This is a genomic window from Alteromonas sp. CH_MED4-4, assembly GCF_037029575.1.
GTDB lineage: Bacteria > Pseudomonadota > Gammaproteobacteria > Enterobacterales > Alteromonadaceae > Alteromonas > Alteromonas macleodii.
This window is the reverse complement of sequence record NZ_JAYMEU010000025.1, coordinates 1-19,018: the sequence shown is the minus strand read 5'-3', so window position 1 is coordinate 19,018 and position 19,018 is coordinate 1. Positions and strand designations below refer to the sequence as shown.

Below are 19,018 nucleotides of genomic sequence, written 5' to 3'. Positions count from 1 at the left end.
GAAAGAATAAAGAACAGTCTAAGCTAACAATTTAGTGCGCAGTGGTGTAATTGTCACCAGCGGTAAACATTAACGGGTTTTGTAAGCTAGTTTAGCCGAGATTTTGGCACGCATTCAGCACCTGCGTTACGCGCTTTCGCCCATGCTGTATGAAATTCACACAAAGGTAAAGACTCTGTTTCTTATTCAGCTAACGTGCACTGAGTTTAGAGCCGTTTAGCGGTACTCTTAAATTCTTTAAAGGCATCCTTAACCAAGTATAAGGTCGTATTGTAAGCCATTATTCTATCCAGAGAACTGAGAAAAACTGAACAACGTTAGCGATTTGCTGGCCTGTAAAAACACCTTCTGAATGCAAATTGAAGGCTGTTCTTCAAGAGAGCTGTAGCGCGTATCCAAGTGCATGGTCCACCCTCCCCTGGGTATGACAGAAGGTAGGTGAAAACGCACGTCGCTTTCACTTGCATTAACACACAAGAACCAGTGCTCTGGCTTCTGGTCGCCCGTTACACAACCTTTTATTTCCACACCAAACGCTTTGTTATGATGCGCATTCCAGTCTTCAGACGCTTTGTCAGAACCATCGGGCTTATACCAATTTATTTCTTTTACATTTCGTGAGAGCGTAAAAGTATCATCGTGCAGCTTTAGTTCGCTTAACAGTGAAGAGGACTGACGCAAACGGATCACATATTGGCAGAAGCTAAGAAAATCTTGCTTGCGCTTGTTTAATTCCCAATTCATCCAGCTAATAGGATTATCCTGACAATAGGCATTATTATTGCCATTTTGGGTGCGGCTTAATTCATCGCCACCAAGAATATGCGGTGTACCTTGCGAGAAGATCAGAGTTGCAAAGAGATTGCGCTTTTGACGCTCACGCATAGCGAGTATCTGCTCGTCATTCGTTTCCCCTTCAATACCATAATTGGCAGACAGGTTGTGTCCATGGCCATCTCGATTTTCTTCTAAGTTATCGAGATTGTGACGTTCGGCGTAGGTCACCATATCGTGCAGCGTGAACCCATCGTGATATGTCACGTTATTTACCGACGTACTGATATGTCGATGGCCTTTGTGAAATATATCTCGTGAGCCCATTAAACGGGTCGCAAAGTCCGCGGTAACGCCATCGTCTCCACGCCAGAAGGCGCGCACCGTATCGCGGTATTTATCATTCACCTCTAACCACGGGGACGGAAAGTTACCCACTTGGTAGCCGCCAGGCCCAATATCCCAGGGTTCGGCAAGCAATACCCTCTCTTTTAGAACAGGGTCGCTACTAATGGCTCTCAGCAGCCCAGATTTTTTACTATATTCTTGTGGCTCTCTTCCCAAGCATACTGCTAAATCGAAACGAAAGCCGTCAACGCCAATTACGGATACCCAGTGGCGCATGGCATCTAAAATAAGTCCCATCATAAATGGCTGCGCGGTATTTACCGTGTTACCACAGCCAGAGTGGTTGGAATAAACCAATTCTCCGTTTTTCGTTTGCTCTAATAAGTACGCTTGGTAAGGACAAAACCCCTTATAAGAAAGAATAGGACCGCCATTGCCTGCCTCTGCTGTATGGTTAAATACCACATCAACAATAACCTCAAGTCCGGCAGTATGATAAGCATCTACCATAGACTTCAGTTCAGCAAGCGCATCTGACACACCGTAGCGTGGTTCAGGTGCAAAGAAGTTAACCGGGTTATATCCCCAATAATTGGTTAAGCCTTTCTCTGTAATAAATGGTTCAGGCATGAATGAACACAACGGCATAAATTGCACCGTGGTTATGCCTAATGCTTTGAGATGCTTGATGACACTCGGATGGGCAGCACCGATAAATTTGCCACGGTGTTCTTTAGGTACATCGGGATGGAGTTTTGTTAGCCCCTTAATATGTGCTTCGTAAACTACTCGCTTGTGTTTCGGAATAACAGGCGCGCTAACATGACTCGGCGCATAGTCATTTTGATCAATTACTATGCACTTGGGGATCATAAACTGAGAGTCGTGTTTGTATTGCCTAGCGTCCCATTTTATTGCGCGACTAATTTTCTTGGCGTAAGGGTCGATTAGCAGTTTGTCGGTGGGTACCGCATGTAACCCTCCCTCACCGCGTTCTACGCGATAACCATAGTATTGTCCTGCGCTAACGCCGCTGTAACGACCGTGCCAAACATCACCAGTTTTCTCAGGCAAAGGATGCTCACTCACCGCCTCTTCTGTGTCACTATTGAAAAAACACAACACGACCGCCTTCGCATCGGGCGCGTATACGGCAAAATTACAACCATCTTGTGTAACTGTTGCGCCAAGTGGATATGCCTTTCCCATTCCACTTTCTACAATTAGTGCGGTGTCTCGAATTTCGTTCACTTGGTTCTCAATTTATCTCTTCACTAGGGCGTGTCGCTCTAGTCGGATTAATCCACATTGGCAACATAAAATACCGTGGCTAGCGGCGGTAACGTGATTTCTGCAGAGTGAGTACGCTCATTCCAAGGTATGGGTTGCGTATTTACAGTAGAAGCAACGTCGTAGTCACTACCCCAATATGCACCATCATCAGTGTTTAGTGCTAGCGTTAGCGTGCATGCATCATCTACGCCTATTCTGAAGTTCTGACGTGGCACAGGCGTAAAATTAGATACCGCATATACTTTTTGCTTCGCATCTTTTGACATACGAACAAATGAAACCACGCTTTGGTCTGCATTATTGTGGTCGAGCCAAGCAAAGCCCCCTGGTTCGTGGTCTCGCTCGTAAAGCGCTGGCGTAGACGTATAGAGGTTGTTGAGCGCCTTATAAAGCGCTTGAATGCCTTTGTGTTTTTCGTAATCGAGCAAGTGCCAGTCTAAACTACTGTCATGGTTCCATTCTCGTGCCTGCGCAAGCTCGTTCCCCATAAAGTTAAGCTTCTTGCCGGGGTGACCGTACATAAAGCCCGCGTAACAACGCAGGTTAGCAGCTTGCTGCCATTCATCGCCAGGCATTTTATGCAGCATACTGCCTTTGCCGTGTACCACTTCATCGTGCGAGATAGGCAGCACAAAGTTTTCGTCAAACGCGTAAACCATGCTGAAGGTAATATCGCCATGGTGATAGTTGCGATAGGCGGGGTCTTTAGCGATGTAGTGTAATGAGTCGTGCATCCATCCCATGTTCCACTTAAAGCCAAAGCCCAAACCACCATCAAATACTGGGCGAGAAACCTTGGGAAACGACGTTGATTCTTCGGCAATTGTCATGGCGTCTGGGAAGTGCTTGTACACTTCTTCATTCATCCATTTCAGTAAGCTGATGGCTTCGTAGTTTTCGTTGCCACCATCCACATTCGGGATCCACTCTCCGTCATTGCGTGAATAGTCGAGATAAAGCATGGATGCCACTGCATCAACCCTGAGTCCATCAACGTGAAATTTGTCTAGCCAAAACAGTGCGTTTGCAACTAAAAACTGACGAACTGTGTCTTTGCCGAAATCGTAAATGCAAGAATTCCAATCCGGATGCCAACCTTTCCTCGGATCTTCATATTCATAAACACAAGAACCATCAAATCGCGCCAAGCCATGGCCGTCTTCCGGGAAATGTGCAGGTACCCAGTCGATAATTACGCCTATACCTGCTTGGTGAGCCTTATCAACAAAGTATTTAAATTCATCTGGGTTTCCAAATCTACTCGTTGGTGCGAACATTCCCACGGGCTGATAGCCCCACGAACCGTCGAAAGGAAACTCGGAAATAGGCAGCAATTCAACGTGAGTGTAACCCATATCGCTGACGTAGCTTATTAAGTCATCGGCCAGCGCTTTATAAGTAAGATAGCGCGCATCAGTTTCAATACCCGGGCGCTTCCAAGAGCCAAGGTGCACTTCATAAATGCTCATTGGGCTGTTGTATTTGTTCCCCTTTCGCTTTTCCATCCATGCACTATCATTCCACTCATAGTTATTGTGGTTGTAAACTTTCGAAGCATGAGAAGGATACTGCTCTGCACTGAAGCCAAGTGGGTCAGCCTTGTGCGGTAGGTCGTGGCCGTGTGCATCTTTAATGTGGTACTTGTAGCGCTCTCCCTCTGCGAGTTCTGGCACAAACAGTACCCAGTATCCCATAGAGGTCTTTTCCATAGGATGCGTGCGGCCATCCCACTGATTGAAATCGCCAATGAGCGACACCGTGCTTGCATTGGGCGCGAAAACGCAGAACCTGACACCTTTTATCGCATCGCCTTTTGAAGAAGCGAGTGTTAAAAGTTGCGCGCCCGCTTGCTCATACAAGTTTGAAGGCTTGCTATCGATGTAGTGTACCGCATGATACGCCTGCTCGGAGAATTGATAAGGATCGATATAGCCCTTATCGTCATTCAAGCCTTCGGCGATAACGCGATAAACCTCACCCTGATATTCTTTAGGCAGTGGTGTTTCAAAAAGACCATTTTTGGAGGTAACGGTTACATTTGCTAGCGCTGCATTCTCCCATTCAATCGTTATCTTGCTGACATTAGGACGCCAAACGCGAAGTACCGACTTCTGCTGATTTTTAACTACACCTAAATGGGAAAACGGCTGAGAACATAATACCTGTTCAAACTGCTGCGCTAATTGCATTCGCTACTCCTAGTAAAAACCCGCATGGCAGCGGGTTGAATTGTGAGCTTAAATGCGTTGTATACATTTAAGCTCTTTCAAGTACCGTCTTGGTACTTTATCTTACTCGTTTAAGTTACCTAGGCAACCGCCTATTATCATTTCTTTGATAATGGCAATTAACCCTGACTTGCTTGCTTTCTGGCATGAGTAAGTTTAGACGCCAACTCATTTATATCATGTCTATCGAACATCGACTCGATATTCTCTGTGAGTTTTCGTCGCCAGTTTGGATACTCGTCAAAAGTACCAGGAATATTGACCGGCTTATCCATTTCTAACCAGTCTTCCAATTGCAGGCTCAATAAAGCGCTCGAGCCACCTGCCATATGCACCTGCATACCGTTATTCAGTTCGCGATTCATACCCGTATGATTAACATCGCGGCCTACATTGTCGCCAATTGAACCGTGGCCGTGCAACGTATCAAGTATTGCCTGTTTATTTTCATGACGATCCGCATAAAGCGTTTGAAGGATTTCTTCTGTTGGATAAAGCCCTATTTCTTTACCTAGCTCTAAATCTAAACAGTGCCAGTAACCAATCAGCGTTGGCATATCGTGAGTAGTCAACGTTGACATAGACTGAACAGGGTAATGGCTAGGTGAGAAGAAACCACCGTCTTCCGCTTGTTCGAAGAAAAATACGCGGTATGAGTACACGCCATTATCAGCAAGCTTGCTGCGAATTTCTTCGGGTACAGTACCCAAGTCTTCACCGATAACCAGGCTCTGATTGCGGTGACTTTCTAACGCTAAAATACCGAGTAAATCGTCTACAGGATAATAAACATAGCCGCCATCTTTAGCGTTATCGCCTTTCACAACCCACCATAAACGCAGCAACGCCATGACGTGATCGATACGCAATGAGCCTGACGACGCCATGTTAGACGCAAATAAGTCAATAATAGGTTGGTAACCCTGTTCATACAGCTTACGAGGGTCCATAGGCGGCAGCCCCCAGTTCTGGCCTAGTGGGCCCAAGATATCCGGTGGAGCACCTACACTTGCGCCTGTGCAGTATAGGTCTTTGTTACCCCAAATTTCCGCACTGCCTTCACTAACGCCTACCGCCAAGTCGCGATAAAGACCAATGGTCATGCCTGCATCAGTAGCTTTGTTGCTTGCAAGCTCAAGCTGTTGGGCGGCAATCCACTGTAGGAACAAGTAAAATTTGACGTCTTGTTCGTTTGCACTCTTAAACTTAGCCACGGCTGGGTTGTAATAGTCTTTGTATTCTTGTGGGAATACCGGCCATCCCCAGCTGTCTTTACCTTCAGCTTTTAGGTGCGATTGCAGGGCGTCGTACACCGCTAACATATCTAAGCTTTCACCGCCCGCTTCTACGAAGGCTTTAAACGCCTTATTTTGCTTTGTGCTTTTACGAAGGTATTTGGCATCGTAAACATCAAATACTGCTTTAAGCGCAGCCAGTTTCACATGGGCGACTGCCTCGTAGTCTACATGTTCTACGTTACGTGCATGTTCAAGCGTGGCTTTAAACTCATCACTGCTCACTACCGCTTGTACTGATGCATCGTCATACCCGTCAATGGCAGTCACATCGATATACAAATAATTAAGCCAGCGACGTGAGCTTGGCCCATAAGGCGAGCACGCGTTGGGGTTTGCAGGGTAGAGCGCATGAATAGGATTAAGTCCGATAAAGTCTGCGCCCACACCAGCGGCTTTTTCAATAAGCAGTGCTAAATCAGAAAAATCACCAATCCCCCAGTTCTTTTCACTGCGAACGCAGTAAAGTTGAACGCTTAAGCCCCATATTTTTTTGCCTTCTTTAATCTCGTTTGGTGTGTAGCAGGCTTCAGGTGCCACAATTAAACGAGAACGCGCAAACTCATCGTCATCAGCGCTTAAGGCTACATCGTGATAACCAAGGGGCAAATCTAAAGGCAGTGTTACTACGTATTCATGAAACTCTACATCGTCGATATGCGCCATCGTCGTCATTTCTTGGTCAACTGGCGTAAATTGATGAGTGAGCACGTCACCATTTTCACAGGTGACCGTGAGCGTGTGATCATCGTTCACTAACTCGATAGGCAAACGAACAGCTAGATTAATTTCTTGGGTATTGCGAACCACTTGAACAGGATTTAACGGCGACAACCATACCGACTTTATATCTTGTGTAATTTGTGACTGAATTTTTTCATCACTGCTGGTGTCATAGCCAAGTGTGTTAAGCAGTTTTGCTTTACTTGATTCTGCGATGGTTGCTGGCTTTCCCCATGCGTCGACGTATTGGGTTTCAATTCCCCGCATTTCAACCAGTTGTTGCAGAAGTTGTTGTGTCATGGTGTGTCATTCCTGTTATTCGGTAAAAGACGCAAAGCAAATTAAGCATAGTGCGTCTACAAACAAATTTTTAACATTATTCTAGAAACAAGGGCTTGGCGATATCTGAATACGATTGCAATAGCACTTATTCGTAATTTTGCAACACTTTGGCTTTTTATTTTGCTAATTATGACATTTTGATCCATACTTTACGTAATTTATTTTCATTTTATTTAAATAATCGGGGTACGTTATGACAATTCGCATCGGTATCAATGGTTTTGGCCGTATTGGACGCCTAGTAATGCGCGCAGCAGCAGAGCGCAACGACATCGAAGTTGTTGCAATAAACGACTTACTAGACACGGACTACATTGCTTATCTATTGAAATACGACTCGACTCACGGTTTATTCGACGGTGAAGTTACAGTAGATAACAATAGCCTAGTTGTAAACGGCAAAACTATCCGCATTACATCTGAAAGAGATCCAGCTGCACTTAAGTGGGATGAAGTAGACGTTGACGTGGTTGTTGAATCAACAGGTCTGTTCCTGACTAAAGAAACTGCCGCGAAGCACATCGAAGCTGGCGCGAAGAAAGTTGTTATGTCTGCACCTTCTAAAGATGACACGCCTATGTTCGTTATGGGTGTAAACCAAGAAAGCTACGCTGGCGAAACTATTGTTTCAAACGCGTCTTGCACAACTAACTGTCTTGCTCCTCTTGCCAAAGTGCTTAACGATAAATTTGGTATTGTAGACGGTTTGATGACAACGGTTCACGCAACAACTGCAACACAGAAAACGGTAGACGGTCCTTCAATGAAAGACTGGCGTGGTGGTCGTGGTGCTGGTCAGAACATCATTCCATCATCAACCGGTGCAGCAAAAGCAGTAGGTAAAGTTATCCCTGAGCTTAACGGCAAGTTAACAGGTATGGCTTTCCGTGTGCCTACACCAAACGTTTCAGTAGTAGACCTTACTGTAAACCTTGCGAAGCCTGCTAGCTACGATGAAATTTGTGCAGCAATGAAAGAAGCTTCAGAAGGCGAGCTTAAAGGTATCATGGGTTACACAGAAGATGCGGTTGTGTCTAACGACTTCCTTGGCGACGCTCGCACATCGGTATTTGACGCCACAGCAGGTATCGCACTTACTGATACATTCGTTAAACTCGTTTCTTGGTACGACAACGAATGGGGCTACTCAAACAAGGTTCTAGACCTTGTGGCTCATATTTCTAAGTAATTAACGGTATTAAGCGAAAATAGTTAAACTATTCACGCTAAAGTTGAGTTAATCTAAAGGTGTAAACACGGCGTTTGCACCTTTTTTGTTTTTCGTGGTCGTAAACACGCAAAATAACGATATTCCAGCGACATACGCTTTCCCGTCGCTTACCCTTTGTTGTTTTCTTATTAGTCCAAGGAGGGCTTATGCCACCTGTGAGTTCAGTTACCGTTAGTGAGTCTAATGGACTTACCTTTTTAGACGTAGATAATGCGTTTTCCTCTGCGCGTATTAGCCTATTTGGCGGTCATATCTTGTCATATGTGCCTAAAAGCGATGGTAGAGAGCGTCTTTGGGTAAGCCCCCATGCTTACTTGAACGGAGAGCGACCTATTCGCGGTGGTATTCCGGTGTGCTGGCCTTGGTTTAGCGATGATCACGGTCGAGAAAAAGGTGCCCTCCCCGCTCACGGCTTTTTGAGAACACAAGTGTGGAAGCTGATTCATTCAGAAGATACAGAAAGCGGAACAACGATTACGCTTTCGCCAAGCTTTACCCGAGCTGAAGGGTTTGAGAACGATTGTAACGTGACCATGGTAATTACAGTTGGTGAGACGATGGACGTCGCGCTAACTACAGAAAATACGGGTGTTGTACCATTCGAATTTAACTGTGCGCTACATACATATTTCCACGTTGATCACATTCAACATACCCAAATAACTGGAATTGAAGGTCAATATAAAGACAAACTTGACGACTGGGGACTTAAGACGACACCGAGTCCTTACACCATCACAGGCGAAACGGATCGCATTCATGTTGCGCCGATTAAAACAGCAGAAATTGAAGTCGAAGGCAACACGTTTACGGAAGTGGTATCCGACGGCAATGACTCTTTGGTAGTGTGGAACCCGTGGTTAGGCGCAGCGTCTATTTCAGACATGGACCCATTTGGCTATAAGCATATGTTGTGCGTAGAAACATCGCTAACTCAGGGAAAGACACTGTCCCCCGGTGCTAGCCACACACTGAAACAAACTATTGTTCCGAAGTAAATTATTTGAAGTGCAAGCGCAATTTCGCTGACACTTTAGAAGGTAGACAGTCGCAGTTCACGATCAAGAGATAAAAAAAAACCTGCCAATGAGCAGGTTTTTTCATTTAAAGGTTCAGCAAATTACTGTTTAGCACCCGCAACAGCTTCTTTTGCTAGCTGCGTAATACGCGCCCAGTCACCTGATTCAATTGCGTCGTCAGGGGCAAGCCACGAACCACCTACACATTTAACGTTGTTAAGCGCTAAATAGTCATTGTAGTTGTTTGGACCAATGCCACCCGTTGGGCAAAACGTCACATCAGGGAAAGGACCACTGATTGACTTAATGGCTTTAACGCCACCTGAAGCCTCTGCTGGGAAGAATTTCATGTGGGTATAACCCGCATCTTTACCCTTCATCAAATCAGAAGTTGAAGAGATACCAGGGATAAGTGGAATTTCTGAGTCCATACCCGCTTTTAGCAAATCAGCCGTCATACCTGGGCTAATTGCGAACTTAGCGCCAGCTTCAACTACCGCTTTAAGCTGCTGGGCGTTAGTCACGGTTCCAGCACCAATTAGCGAGTCAGGTACTTCTTGTGCAATTCGCTTAATCACGTCAATAGCAGCAGGGGTACGTAGCGTAACTTCTAGTACTTTAATACCACCTTCCATCAGCGCTTTTGCCAGAGGAACCGCTTTTTCTACGTCATTGATTACCAAAACAGGTACAACTGGACCGGCCGCAAAAATTTCCTCTGGAGAGTATTTCCATTTCGTTGTCATAATTTAGCTCGCTGTATTTTGATTCAGATATGCAGCCGCACCCAATAAACCGTGATCAGGTTCTGCAATTAAATAGGTGGGAATGTCTTTCACGTAGTGCTTCATTTGCCCTTTCGCTTCAAAACGCGCTCTAAAATCGCTATTTTGAATAAATTCAGGGAAACGGTTAGCAATGCCACCACCAATGAAGATGCCGCCCGTGGTCGCCATGTTAAGCGCTAAATTACCCGCAAAGCTTCCCATAATTCGGCAGAATTGGGTAAGCGTCGCTTCAGCAATTTTACAGGTACCGTTCAGCGCAGCGTCAGTGATTTGAGCCGGCTCGGTAAATACAACTGGTGCTGATGCGTGGTTTGCTAGCGCGGTGTAAATATTATGCAGGCCGCGTCCAGACATTACTTCTTCAGCAGAAGCACGTCCTAAGGTCGATTGAAGGTGACGCCATACGACAACATCGGTTTCATCTACCGGTGCAAAGTCTACATGACCACCTTCACCGTCCAGCGTCTGCCAGCCCGTTGAGGTCATTGTAATATGCTCAACACCCAATCCTGTACCAGGTCCAAAAACAGCGATATTGCCATTTTCTTTCGCAGTGCCTTCGCCAATTTGTACCACTTGCTCTTCGCCCAATACAGGCAAAGAGTGCGCTACGGCAGTGAAGTCATTGATAACGAACAACGCGTCTAGTTTAAGCTGAGAGCGAAGTGCATTTTGAGAAAATGCCCAGCTGTGATTCGTCATCTCGACTTGATCGCCCAATACTGGACATGCAATTGCAATACAACCTTGCGAAAAGCTGTATTCCGGCATGTCGCTAAAGTATTGTGCAATAGCAAGGTCTATGCTGGCGAAATCATTACACATGTATTTTTTGATGTCGGCTACACCTGACTCGGTTACCCTTGCAACACGAATATTCGTACCGCCAACATCAGCCACAAACTTCTGGCTCATTATGCTTGCTCCTGCGTGTAAAACAGTGAACATGCACCCTCTTCTGCACCCGTCAGAATAGCGCGCATACCCGCAAACATTTCACGTCCCATTCCAACGTGATGCTTAGCTAAGTTCGCTGGCGCTGCTTCACGTGCAGCCAGTGTTTCATCGTCCACATGCAGTGTTAATGCACCAGTTTGTGTGTTTAGCTCAATAATGTCGCCCTCTTGCACTTTAGCAAGTAAACCGCCTTTATAAGCTTCTGGAGTCACGTGGATAGCTGCAGGAACTTTACCTGATGCACCAGACATACGACCGTCAGTAACTAGCGCCACTTTAAAGCCGCGATCTTGAAGCACCCCAAGAGGTGGCGTTAAGCGGTGAAGTTCTGGCATACCAATTGCTGAAGGACCTTGGAAGCGAACAACTACAATGCAGTCTTTGTCTAACTTGCCAGACTTAAACGCGTCATCGAGTTCAAACTGGTCTTCAAACACAACCGCTGGTGCTTTGATATTACAGTGAGGCGTGCGAAGTGCTGAGGTTTTAATAACACCACGACCAAGATTGCCGTCAAGTACACTCAAACCACCATCTGGCTTAAACGGTGCGTCAACAGTTGCTAGCACTTCTTTATCAAGGGATTCAGTCGGGCCGTCTCGCCATTCTAATTCGCCGTCTTTAAGCACAGGCTCTTTAGTGTAGAAGTCTAAGCCTTCACCACAAATGGTCTTAACATCGTTATGTAGTAGACCCGCATCAAGCAACTGTCTAATTAGCAATGACATACCACCTGCTGCAACAAAGTGGTTAATGTCAGCTGAGCCATTCGGGTAAATGCGAGTAAGAAGAGGCACAGCATTAGAGATATCTGAGAAGTCGTCCCAATTTACGATGTAACCTGCAGCGCGAGCTACCGCAATAAGGTGCATGGTGTGGTTAGTAGAACCACCCGTAGCAAGAAGACCTACAAGGCCGTTCACAATGGCTTTTGCATCTACAATGTGACCAATTGGCGTATAGTTGTCGCCAAGGTCAGTTAAGCGTGTTGCTTGAACCGCAGCCGCTTTTGTTAGCGCATCGCGCAAAGGTGTGCCCGGATTAACAAACGACGAACCCGGAAGGTGCAAGCCCATCATTTCAACCACTAGCTGATTCGAGTTTGCCGTTCCATAGAACGTACAGGTACCCGCAGAGTGGTAAGATTGAGATTCAGCTTCAAGCAACGCGTCACGCCCTACTTTACCTTCGGCAAATTCTTGACGAACACGGGCTTTTTCTTTGTTTGGAAGACCCGATGGCATTGGACCAGCTGGCACAAAAACGGTTGGCAAATGACCGAACGTTAGTGCGCCCATTAATAGCCCAGGAACGATTTTGTCGCAGATACCTAGCATCAGTGCGCTATCGAACATGTTGTGAGAAAGCGCAATGGCAGCCCCCTGAGCAATGTTATCACGGCTCATTAGGCTTAAGTCCATGCCAGACTGGCCTTGTGTAACACCATCACACATAGCAGGTACGCCACCTGCGAACTGGGCTACGCTGCCTACTTCTTTCACTGCATCCTTAATGAGCGCAGGATACGTCTCGTAAGGCTGGTGCGCTGAAAGCATATCGTTATACGCAGACACAATTGCCACGTTGGCTTTGGTCATTGAACGAAGATCTGATTTTTCGCTTGTTCCACATGCTGCAAAGCCGTGAGCAAGGTTACCGCATGACAACACACCACGGTGTGGTCCTTGACGTCGTGCACTCTCAATTTTTTCTAGATACGCCTTACGCGTTTCTTTACTACGCTCGATAATTCGTTGCGTAACTTCAGCAATTTTTGGATTCATGTTTGTCTCCTATGGCGCCCACATCAAAGTAACCGGCGCGCGGTTAACTACGGCGGTGATGGGCTTTTGCGCTTCGGTGGCATTTTCAATAGCATCAAGTAAGACTTGTTTTTTCTTCTCGCCTGTTAAATGCAAAAAGATATTACGGCTATTGAGTAACGCTGGTAGCGTTAATGAAATACGTTGATGAGGTGCTGTTGTAGGTTGAACAGCGATGCAGGTTCTGCCGCTGCTCATATCTAAGCCGTCAAGTACTTGTTCAGAGCAAGGGAAAAGCGATGCAGTGTGACCATCTTCCCCCATGCCAAGAATCAATGCATCAAAAGGTTGTGACATGCTAGCCAGATTTGACTCTGCGGCATTTACGCCTTCGTTTGCATCATCAGCATCGCTTTTCAATTCGATAAAACGAGCTGCTGCGGCTTTATTTTGAATTAGATTATTTTTGACTAGGCTGGTGTTGCTGGCCTCGTGGTCCTCTTCAACCCAGCGCTCGTCGGCAAGGGTGATATCAACCTTATCCCACTCAAGTTCGGTTTCACTTAGTTGTTTAAAAAGCGCCAGCGGTGTACGACCACCACTAACGACAAGCGAAGCTCGACCGCGAGTTTTAATACCTGTTTTTAAAATGCTGACTAAGTCTTGCGCAAATGCATCAGTCAGCGCATCAGGTGTTTCAAATGATAGAGTTGTTAACGCCATATTACTTTTTCTTCCCTGTTTTGCTCTCGTACCAGCTGCGATTTTCGCGAGCAAGAAGACCTATAGAGTCTACCGGCCCCCACGTACCTGCTTGATACGGTTCTGGCGGCTCGCTCGATTGCTTCCACGCTTCAAGAATTGAGTCTACCCACGTCCAAGCTTGCTCAATTTCGTCACGACGAACGAATAGCGCCTGATTACCCAACATAACTTCAAGAAGGAGTTTTTCGTATGCGTCAGGAATACGCTCATCGGCAAACGCTTCAGAGAAACTTAGGTTTAACTTGGATTTTTGTAGATCCATAGAGCCTGAGCTGGTTAAGCCAGGTACTTTATTCATTACGGTGATTTCTACACCTTCGTCTGGCTGTAGACGAATAACGAGCTTATTGGGTGGGAGATTCTTGAAGCTGTCACCGAACAAGTTGTGTGGCTGACGCTTGAAGTAAATAACAACTTCACTCACCTTAGTTGGCATGCGCTTACCTGTGCGTAGGTAGAACGGCACACCAGCCCAACGCCAGTTATCAATTTCCGCTTTAATAGCTACAAAGGTTTCGGTTTTACTTTGCGTATTAGCACCTTCTTCTTCAAGGTACCCAGGCACTTCTTCGCCCTTCACGAAACCAGAGGTATACTGACCGCGTACTGTGCTGTCATTAATATTAAACGAGTTAATCGGACGAAGCGCTTTAAGCACTTTCAATTTTTCGTCACGAATGCTGTCAGCGTCGAGCGTTGTCGGAGGCTCCATCGCTACCAAGCTTAGAATTTGTAGCAAGTGGTTTTGCACCATATCTCGCATTTGACCCGCGTCGTCAAAGTAACCCCAACGCCCTTCTATACCCACTGACTCCGCAACTGAGATTTGAACATGGTCAATGCAGTTGTGGTCCCAGTTAGTAGCAAAAATAGAATTGGCAAAACGCAGTGATACTAGGTTTAGTACTGTCTCTTTACCAAGGTAATGGTCAATGCGGTAAATTTGCTTTTCGTCGAAGTATTCTGCAACTTGCTCATTGATCACTTTTGACGATGCCAAATCGTGACCAATTGGCTTTTCTAGCACAACGCGAACGCTTGAGTCGATAATTTTGCAGCTATGCAGGCCACGACAGATATCACCGTATATCGCCGGTGGCGTCGCTAGATAACACACCATGGTGCGGCTTGGGTCAACGTGGTCGTCTAATACGCAATAGCTTTCAACGTCCTTCATGTCTACGCATGCATAGTGCAAACGTGCTTTCATTTTTTCCCAAGTGGCTTCACACAAGTTCTTCTCGCCAAACTTGATTAGGTTGGCATGAACTTCTTCAATATAGGCATCCAGCTCCATTTCTTGACGCGCAACACCCACAATAGTGGTGTCTGGGTGCATCAAGTTTGCTTTTTCAAGCTGATATAAAGAAGGCAACAACTTGCGTCGTGAAAGATCTCCCAGTGTACCAAAAAGTACAAAATCACAGGGTTCGTAGGAATTATCCAATACCATATTCGTCGACCTTTTAAATGTATGTGTCCGCGGCGTATTGTACAGTTATTTACAACACTAACGACTATTTTTACCGTATAGTTAACACCAAATGTAGTAAAATTACAACTTGTACCAACTATAGGATCTGAATCTTTACTGTTTCCCTCAGTTTACCCTCATTTAACCCGATTGAAATAACAAAAATTGTCAAAAAATTACATTTTTCTTGTCACAGACGTCACATTGGGTACTATTACGGGTGTACCTTACAATAAATTGTGCTAACTAATTGCTATATCTGTATGAACATTTTAGAAAAAATCACACAAAACCAAGCGGCATTCAGTAAATCTGAGAAAAAGGTAGCTGAAGTAATTCTAGCTAACCCACAAACGGCCATTCATTCGAGTATAGCAACCCTCGCTAAGATGTCGGATGTTAGTGAGCCTACCGTAAACCGTTTCTGCCGAAGACTTGATACTAAAGGCTTCCCAGACTTTAAACTGCATTTAGCGCAGAGCCTGGCTAACGGCACGCCTTATGTAAACCGCCATGTTGATGAAAACGACAGCCCAGACGAATATACCAATAAGATATTCGAATCGACCATGGCGTCCCTGGAAGTGGCGCGCCAATCTGTGGATGTGAACGTGGTAAATCGCGTTGTTGATTTACTTACACAGGCACAGAAAATTTCATTTTTCGGCTTAGGCGCTTCAGCTTCAGTGGCACACGATGCACTAAATAAGTTTTTCCGCTTCAATGTTCCAGTGGTCTACTTTGAAGATATTCTGATGCAGCGCATGAGCTGCATGAACTGTTCAGATGGCGATGTTGTTGTATTGATTAGCCATACGGGCCGAACTAAAAGCTTAGTAGAAATAGCGCAAATTGCCCGCATGAACGACGCTACTGTAGTAGGAATTACCTCAGCAGATAGCCCGCTGGCACAAGAGTGCAGTTACGTGTTATCGCTGGAAGTGCCGGAAGATACTGATATGTATATGCCTATGGCCTCTCGCATCGCACAGCTCACGCTAATTGATGTACTGGCAACCGGCTTTACACTGCGCCGCGGCAACAAGTTCAGAGAGAATCTGAAGCGAGTAAAGGATACGCTGCGTGGTTCACGTTATGAAAAGCGTGGTGAGTAATTTTCTTCCCACGTGATCAAATAAGAACCACCTACCGTAGCAATATTGGTTCAATAAATCAGCGAAAACGCCTAACTGGTCGAGCCAGTTAGGCGTTTTTGTTTATTTCATTCACATTTTTGTCAAATTCAACTATTATTCTGTAATAAAATTACGTAAAGCGATTACAGGCATACCGTATAAACGCGTAGCCTATCACTCTTTGTCTTTTCTAACTTAGAAACAGCGACGGAATCACATGACCAGAAGAACGAAAATTCTTGCCACCCTAGGACCTGCAACCGACTCACTTGAAAAGATTCAGGCACTTATTGCCGCAGGCGCAAACACTGTGCGCATGAACTTTTCACACGGACAAGCCGAAGACCACATTGAACGTGCAAAGCGCGTTCGTCAGGCAGCAAAGAACCTAGGTAAATACGTAGCGATTTTAGGTGATCTTCAGGGCCCTAAAATCCGTGTTGCTCGTTTTGCCGAAGGTGCAGTTCGTTTAGAGGTTGGCGCAAAATTCATTCTAGACGCTGAATTAGGCCGCGACGAAGGTGATATTAATCAAGTAGGTATTGATTACAAAGCGCTTCCTGATGATGTATCAGCAGGCGATATTCTGCTTCTTGATGACGGTCGTATTCAGCTTCGAGTAACTGGCGTTGAAGGCCGCAAAGTGATTACTGAAGTAACAGTAGGCGGCAAGCTTTCAAACAATAAAGGCATTAACCGTCAAGGCGGTGGTCTTTCTGCAGATGCACTTACCGAAAAAGACAAAGAAGACATTAAAACCGCCGCGAAAATTGGTGTTGATTACCTTGCAGTGTCATTTCCTCGCAGCGGCGCAGACTTGAACTACGCGCGAGAACTTGCCGAAGCAGCTGGCTGCTACGCAAAAATTTGTGCAAAGGTCGAGCGTGCTGAAACGGTGGCGTCTGACGAAGCCATGACGGATATCATCAGCGCTTCAGATGCGGTAATGGTTGCTCGTGGTGACTTGGGTGTAGAAATTGGCGATGCGGAACTTGTTGGTGTTCAAAAGAAACTGATTGCCCGTTCTCGCCAGCTCAACAAGGTTGTGATCACCGCGACGCAAATGATGGAGTCGATGATTGACAGCCCTATGCCTACACGTGCAGAAGTAATGGACGTTGCGAACGCTGTACTAGACGGCACTGACGCGGTAATGCTTTCAGCTGAAACAGCGGCGGGTAATTTCCCTATTGAAACAGTTGCAGCTATGGCTCGTGTTTGTGAAGGCGCGGAAACACATCCTAGCGTTAAAATTTCCAAGCACCGCATGGATCAGCAGTTTTCTTCTACTAGCGAGTCAATTGCTCTGTCTGCGGTTTACGCCGCGAACCACTTGCCAAGTGTTAAAGCGATTGTAGGTTTAACTGAAAGTGGAACTACACCAACGTTAATGTCTCGCATTACTACATCTCTGCCAATTATTGCGATGTCTCGTCACGAATCAACGCTTAACACGATGGCGCTTTGCCGCGGCGTTAAGCCGGTTTTCTTTGACTCTTCAAACAGTGAACCTGGCAAATTGAAGTACGATGTCATTGCATCACTTAAAGAGAAAGGGTTAGTGAAAAGCGGCGACAGTATCATCCTGACTTACGGCGATGAAATGGAAAAAGTGGGCGCGACCAATACCCTTAAAATCGTAGAAGTCGAATAGCAACGTATACACTATTAAAGCGAAGCAAATGCTTCGCTTTTTTTTGCCTGTAATTTACTAAAGCAGTGGTAAGCTGACGCTTATAATAAGAACACTCAACTAAGTCAGTATCAAAATTACAAAAAACATATCCAACAAAACAACGAGAATTCGTTAACACTCCTCGGGACAACAACGACAAAAATAAGGATAGACATGCAGCTCGTTTTCAATCACTACACACGTTTTTCAGCAATTATAACGCTCTTGGCACTTTTCACTCATAGCGTATGGGCAAATACACAGCACGTACACACCATGAAGCGTGTAGAAGTAGCTTCACAGAACGCTCCGTTACAGCCAATAATGATTCAAGGCCCCATGCCCATTGAAGCCGAATACTTTGCTGCGCTTTTGGATAACACTACAACAGAGTATTCAGGTAATGCGGTATTCTATAAAGGGACACTAAACGGGTACCCCATTGTGGTAGCTAAAACCGGTAAGGGTTTAGAAAATACTGCGGCCGCCACCGCTATTGGCATAGAGAGATACCACCCTCGCCTTATCATCAATCAGGGAACATCAGGTGGCCACGATCCTTCCTTAAAAGTTGGTGATATTGTTCTTGGCGAACGCAGTATTAATGCATCCAATTTTAAAACGCCCAAGCTGGCTCAAGGAGAAGGTTCTCAACCGTTTAATTGGCTGCCGATGGATCTTATGGCGTCAGAAGGCAGCGCGGGAGAAGGGAGTAGCGCCAAGGACGCAGAAAAGTTGCGTTTTTATTTAGGAGACAAACAGCTCATCAACCTAGCTCTATCGCTATCCAAGCAGTACAAACGCGGGAACGTCGTTAAAGGAACGATTGGCAGCGGTAACTTTTGGAATAACGAGTTAGATCGAATAGCATGGCTCCATAAGAATATGGGAACGAGTGTGGAAGAAATGGAAACCGCTTCTGCAGCGCAGATTGCACATGCCTACCACGTTCCCTTTTTAGGTATTCGCGTATTGTCGAACAACATTACCAACCATGGTGAATATGACCCAACCACGGCCAAAGATTGTCAGGCCTTTGTTGAAAAAGTGGTAAGAGCTTATATTTCTGCGCTATCGGAATAAATTTGGAAAACACTCAAACGAAAAACGCGCCCTACATTGTAAGAATGTAGGGCGTGTATATGGTCTCCCCCGTTATTGCAAGAGTAAACATGCTGTTTTGACTAAAATGGTTTGCGTCCGTATA

The 19,018-nt window shown here is 45.7% G+C and carries 13 protein-coding genes; 5 read left to right on the top strand and 8 right to left on the bottom strand.

Annotated features, from left to right (window positions below; all coding sequences use genetic code 11):
• Positions 1 to 285: 285 nt before the first annotated feature.
• From glgX to malQ, 3 genes are all read right to left on the bottom strand, one after another.
• Entirely contained in the window at positions 286 to 2,373 is a 2,088-nt protein-coding gene (gene glgX / locus WA381_RS15690) for a glycogen debranching protein GlgX (RefSeq protein ID WP_156078501.1), read from the bottom strand.
• A gap of 47 nt (positions 2,374 to 2,420) precedes the next feature.
• Positions 2,421 to 4,604: a 1,4-alpha-glucan branching protein GlgB gene (glgB, locus tag WA381_RS15685; RefSeq protein ID WP_061486037.1), complete on the bottom strand. Its 2,184-nt coding sequence runs from the start codon at positions 4,602 to 4,604 to the stop codon at positions 2,421 to 2,423.
• A gap of 158 nt (positions 4,605 to 4,762) precedes the next feature.
• Positions 4,763 to 6,961 carry a 4-alpha-glucanotransferase gene (gene malQ / locus WA381_RS15680; protein ID WP_039234854.1) on the bottom strand — a complete coding sequence of 733 codons (2,199 nt, stop codon included), beginning with the start codon at positions 6,959 to 6,961 and terminating at the stop codon, positions 4,763 to 4,765.
• 235 nt (positions 6,962 to 7,196) lie between these two features.
• Between malQ and gap the strand changes: the two genes are divergently transcribed.
• Both gap and WA381_RS15670 read left to right on the top strand, forming a co-directional pair.
• Positions 7,197 to 8,192 (top strand): type I glyceraldehyde-3-phosphate dehydrogenase, encoded by a 996-nt coding sequence (gene gap / locus WA381_RS15675; RefSeq protein ID WP_014976817.1) that lies wholly within the window; start codon positions 7,197 to 7,199, stop codon positions 8,190 to 8,192.
• A gap of 188 nt (positions 8,193 to 8,380) precedes the next feature.
• Complete coding sequence (locus tag WA381_RS15670; protein WP_061486038.1) at positions 8,381 to 9,232, top strand: D-hexose-6-phosphate mutarotase; 852 nt, start codon at positions 8,381 to 8,383, stop codon at positions 9,230 to 9,232.
• Between the two features lie 122 nt (positions 9,233 to 9,354).
• Here the strand turns inward: WA381_RS15670 and WA381_RS15665 are convergent, their stop codons facing one another.
• From WA381_RS15665 to zwf, 5 genes are read right to left on the bottom strand one after another with little or no spacing between them, the layout of a single operon-like run.
• Entirely contained in the window at positions 9,355 to 9,999 is a 645-nt protein-coding gene (locus tag WA381_RS15665) for a bifunctional 4-hydroxy-2-oxoglutarate aldolase/2-dehydro-3-deoxy-phosphogluconate aldolase (RefSeq protein ID WP_014949849.1), read from the bottom strand.
• 3 nt (positions 10,000 to 10,002) lie between these two features.
• A complete protein-coding gene (locus WA381_RS15660) occupies positions 10,003 to 10,956 on the bottom strand; it encodes a glucokinase (RefSeq protein WP_014949850.1) in 954 nt (317 codons plus the stop codon).
• Positions 10,956 to 12,782: a phosphogluconate dehydratase gene (edd, locus tag WA381_RS15655; RefSeq protein WP_014949851.1), complete on the bottom strand. Its 1,827-nt coding sequence runs from the start codon at positions 12,780 to 12,782 to the stop codon at positions 10,956 to 10,958. Before edd ends, WA381_RS15660 begins: the two co-directional genes overlap by 1 nt.
• A gap of 9 nt (positions 12,783 to 12,791) precedes the next feature.
• Positions 12,792 to 13,484, bottom strand: coding sequence for a 6-phosphogluconolactonase (gene pgl, locus WA381_RS15650; RefSeq protein WP_061486039.1), 693 nt, complete (start codon positions 13,482 to 13,484; stop codon positions 12,792 to 12,794).
• A gap of 1 nt (position 13,485) precedes the next feature.
• On the bottom strand, positions 13,486 to 14,979 hold the full coding sequence (gene zwf, locus WA381_RS15645; RefSeq protein WP_014949853.1) for a glucose-6-phosphate dehydrogenase: 1,494 nt from the start codon (positions 14,977 to 14,979) through the stop codon (positions 13,486 to 13,488).
• Positions 14,980 to 15,263: 284 nt separating this feature from the next.
• Here zwf and WA381_RS15640 point away from each other — a divergent pair, with 284 nt between their 5' ends.
• The 3 genes from WA381_RS15640 to WA381_RS15630 all read left to right on the top strand — a co-directional run bounded on the left by WA381_RS15640 (position 15,264) and on the right by WA381_RS15630 (position 18,894).
• Positions 15,264 to 16,115: a MurR/RpiR family transcriptional regulator gene (locus WA381_RS15640; protein WP_014949854.1), complete on the top strand. Its 852-nt coding sequence runs from the start codon at positions 15,264 to 15,266 to the stop codon at positions 16,113 to 16,115.
• Positions 16,116 to 16,353: 238 nt separating this feature from the next.
• Positions 16,354 to 17,790 carry a pyruvate kinase gene (pyk, locus tag WA381_RS15635; protein WP_014949855.1) on the top strand — a complete coding sequence of 479 codons (1,437 nt, stop codon included), beginning with the start codon at positions 16,354 to 16,356 and terminating at the stop codon, positions 17,788 to 17,790.
• A 195-nt stretch (positions 17,791 to 17,985) separates the two neighbouring features.
• On the top strand, positions 17,986 to 18,894 hold the full coding sequence (locus WA381_RS15630; protein ID WP_061486040.1) for a 5'-methylthioadenosine/S-adenosylhomocysteine nucleosidase: 909 nt from the start codon (positions 17,986 to 17,988) through the stop codon (positions 18,892 to 18,894).
• The last annotated feature ends 124 nt before the right edge of the window (positions 18,895 to 19,018 follow it).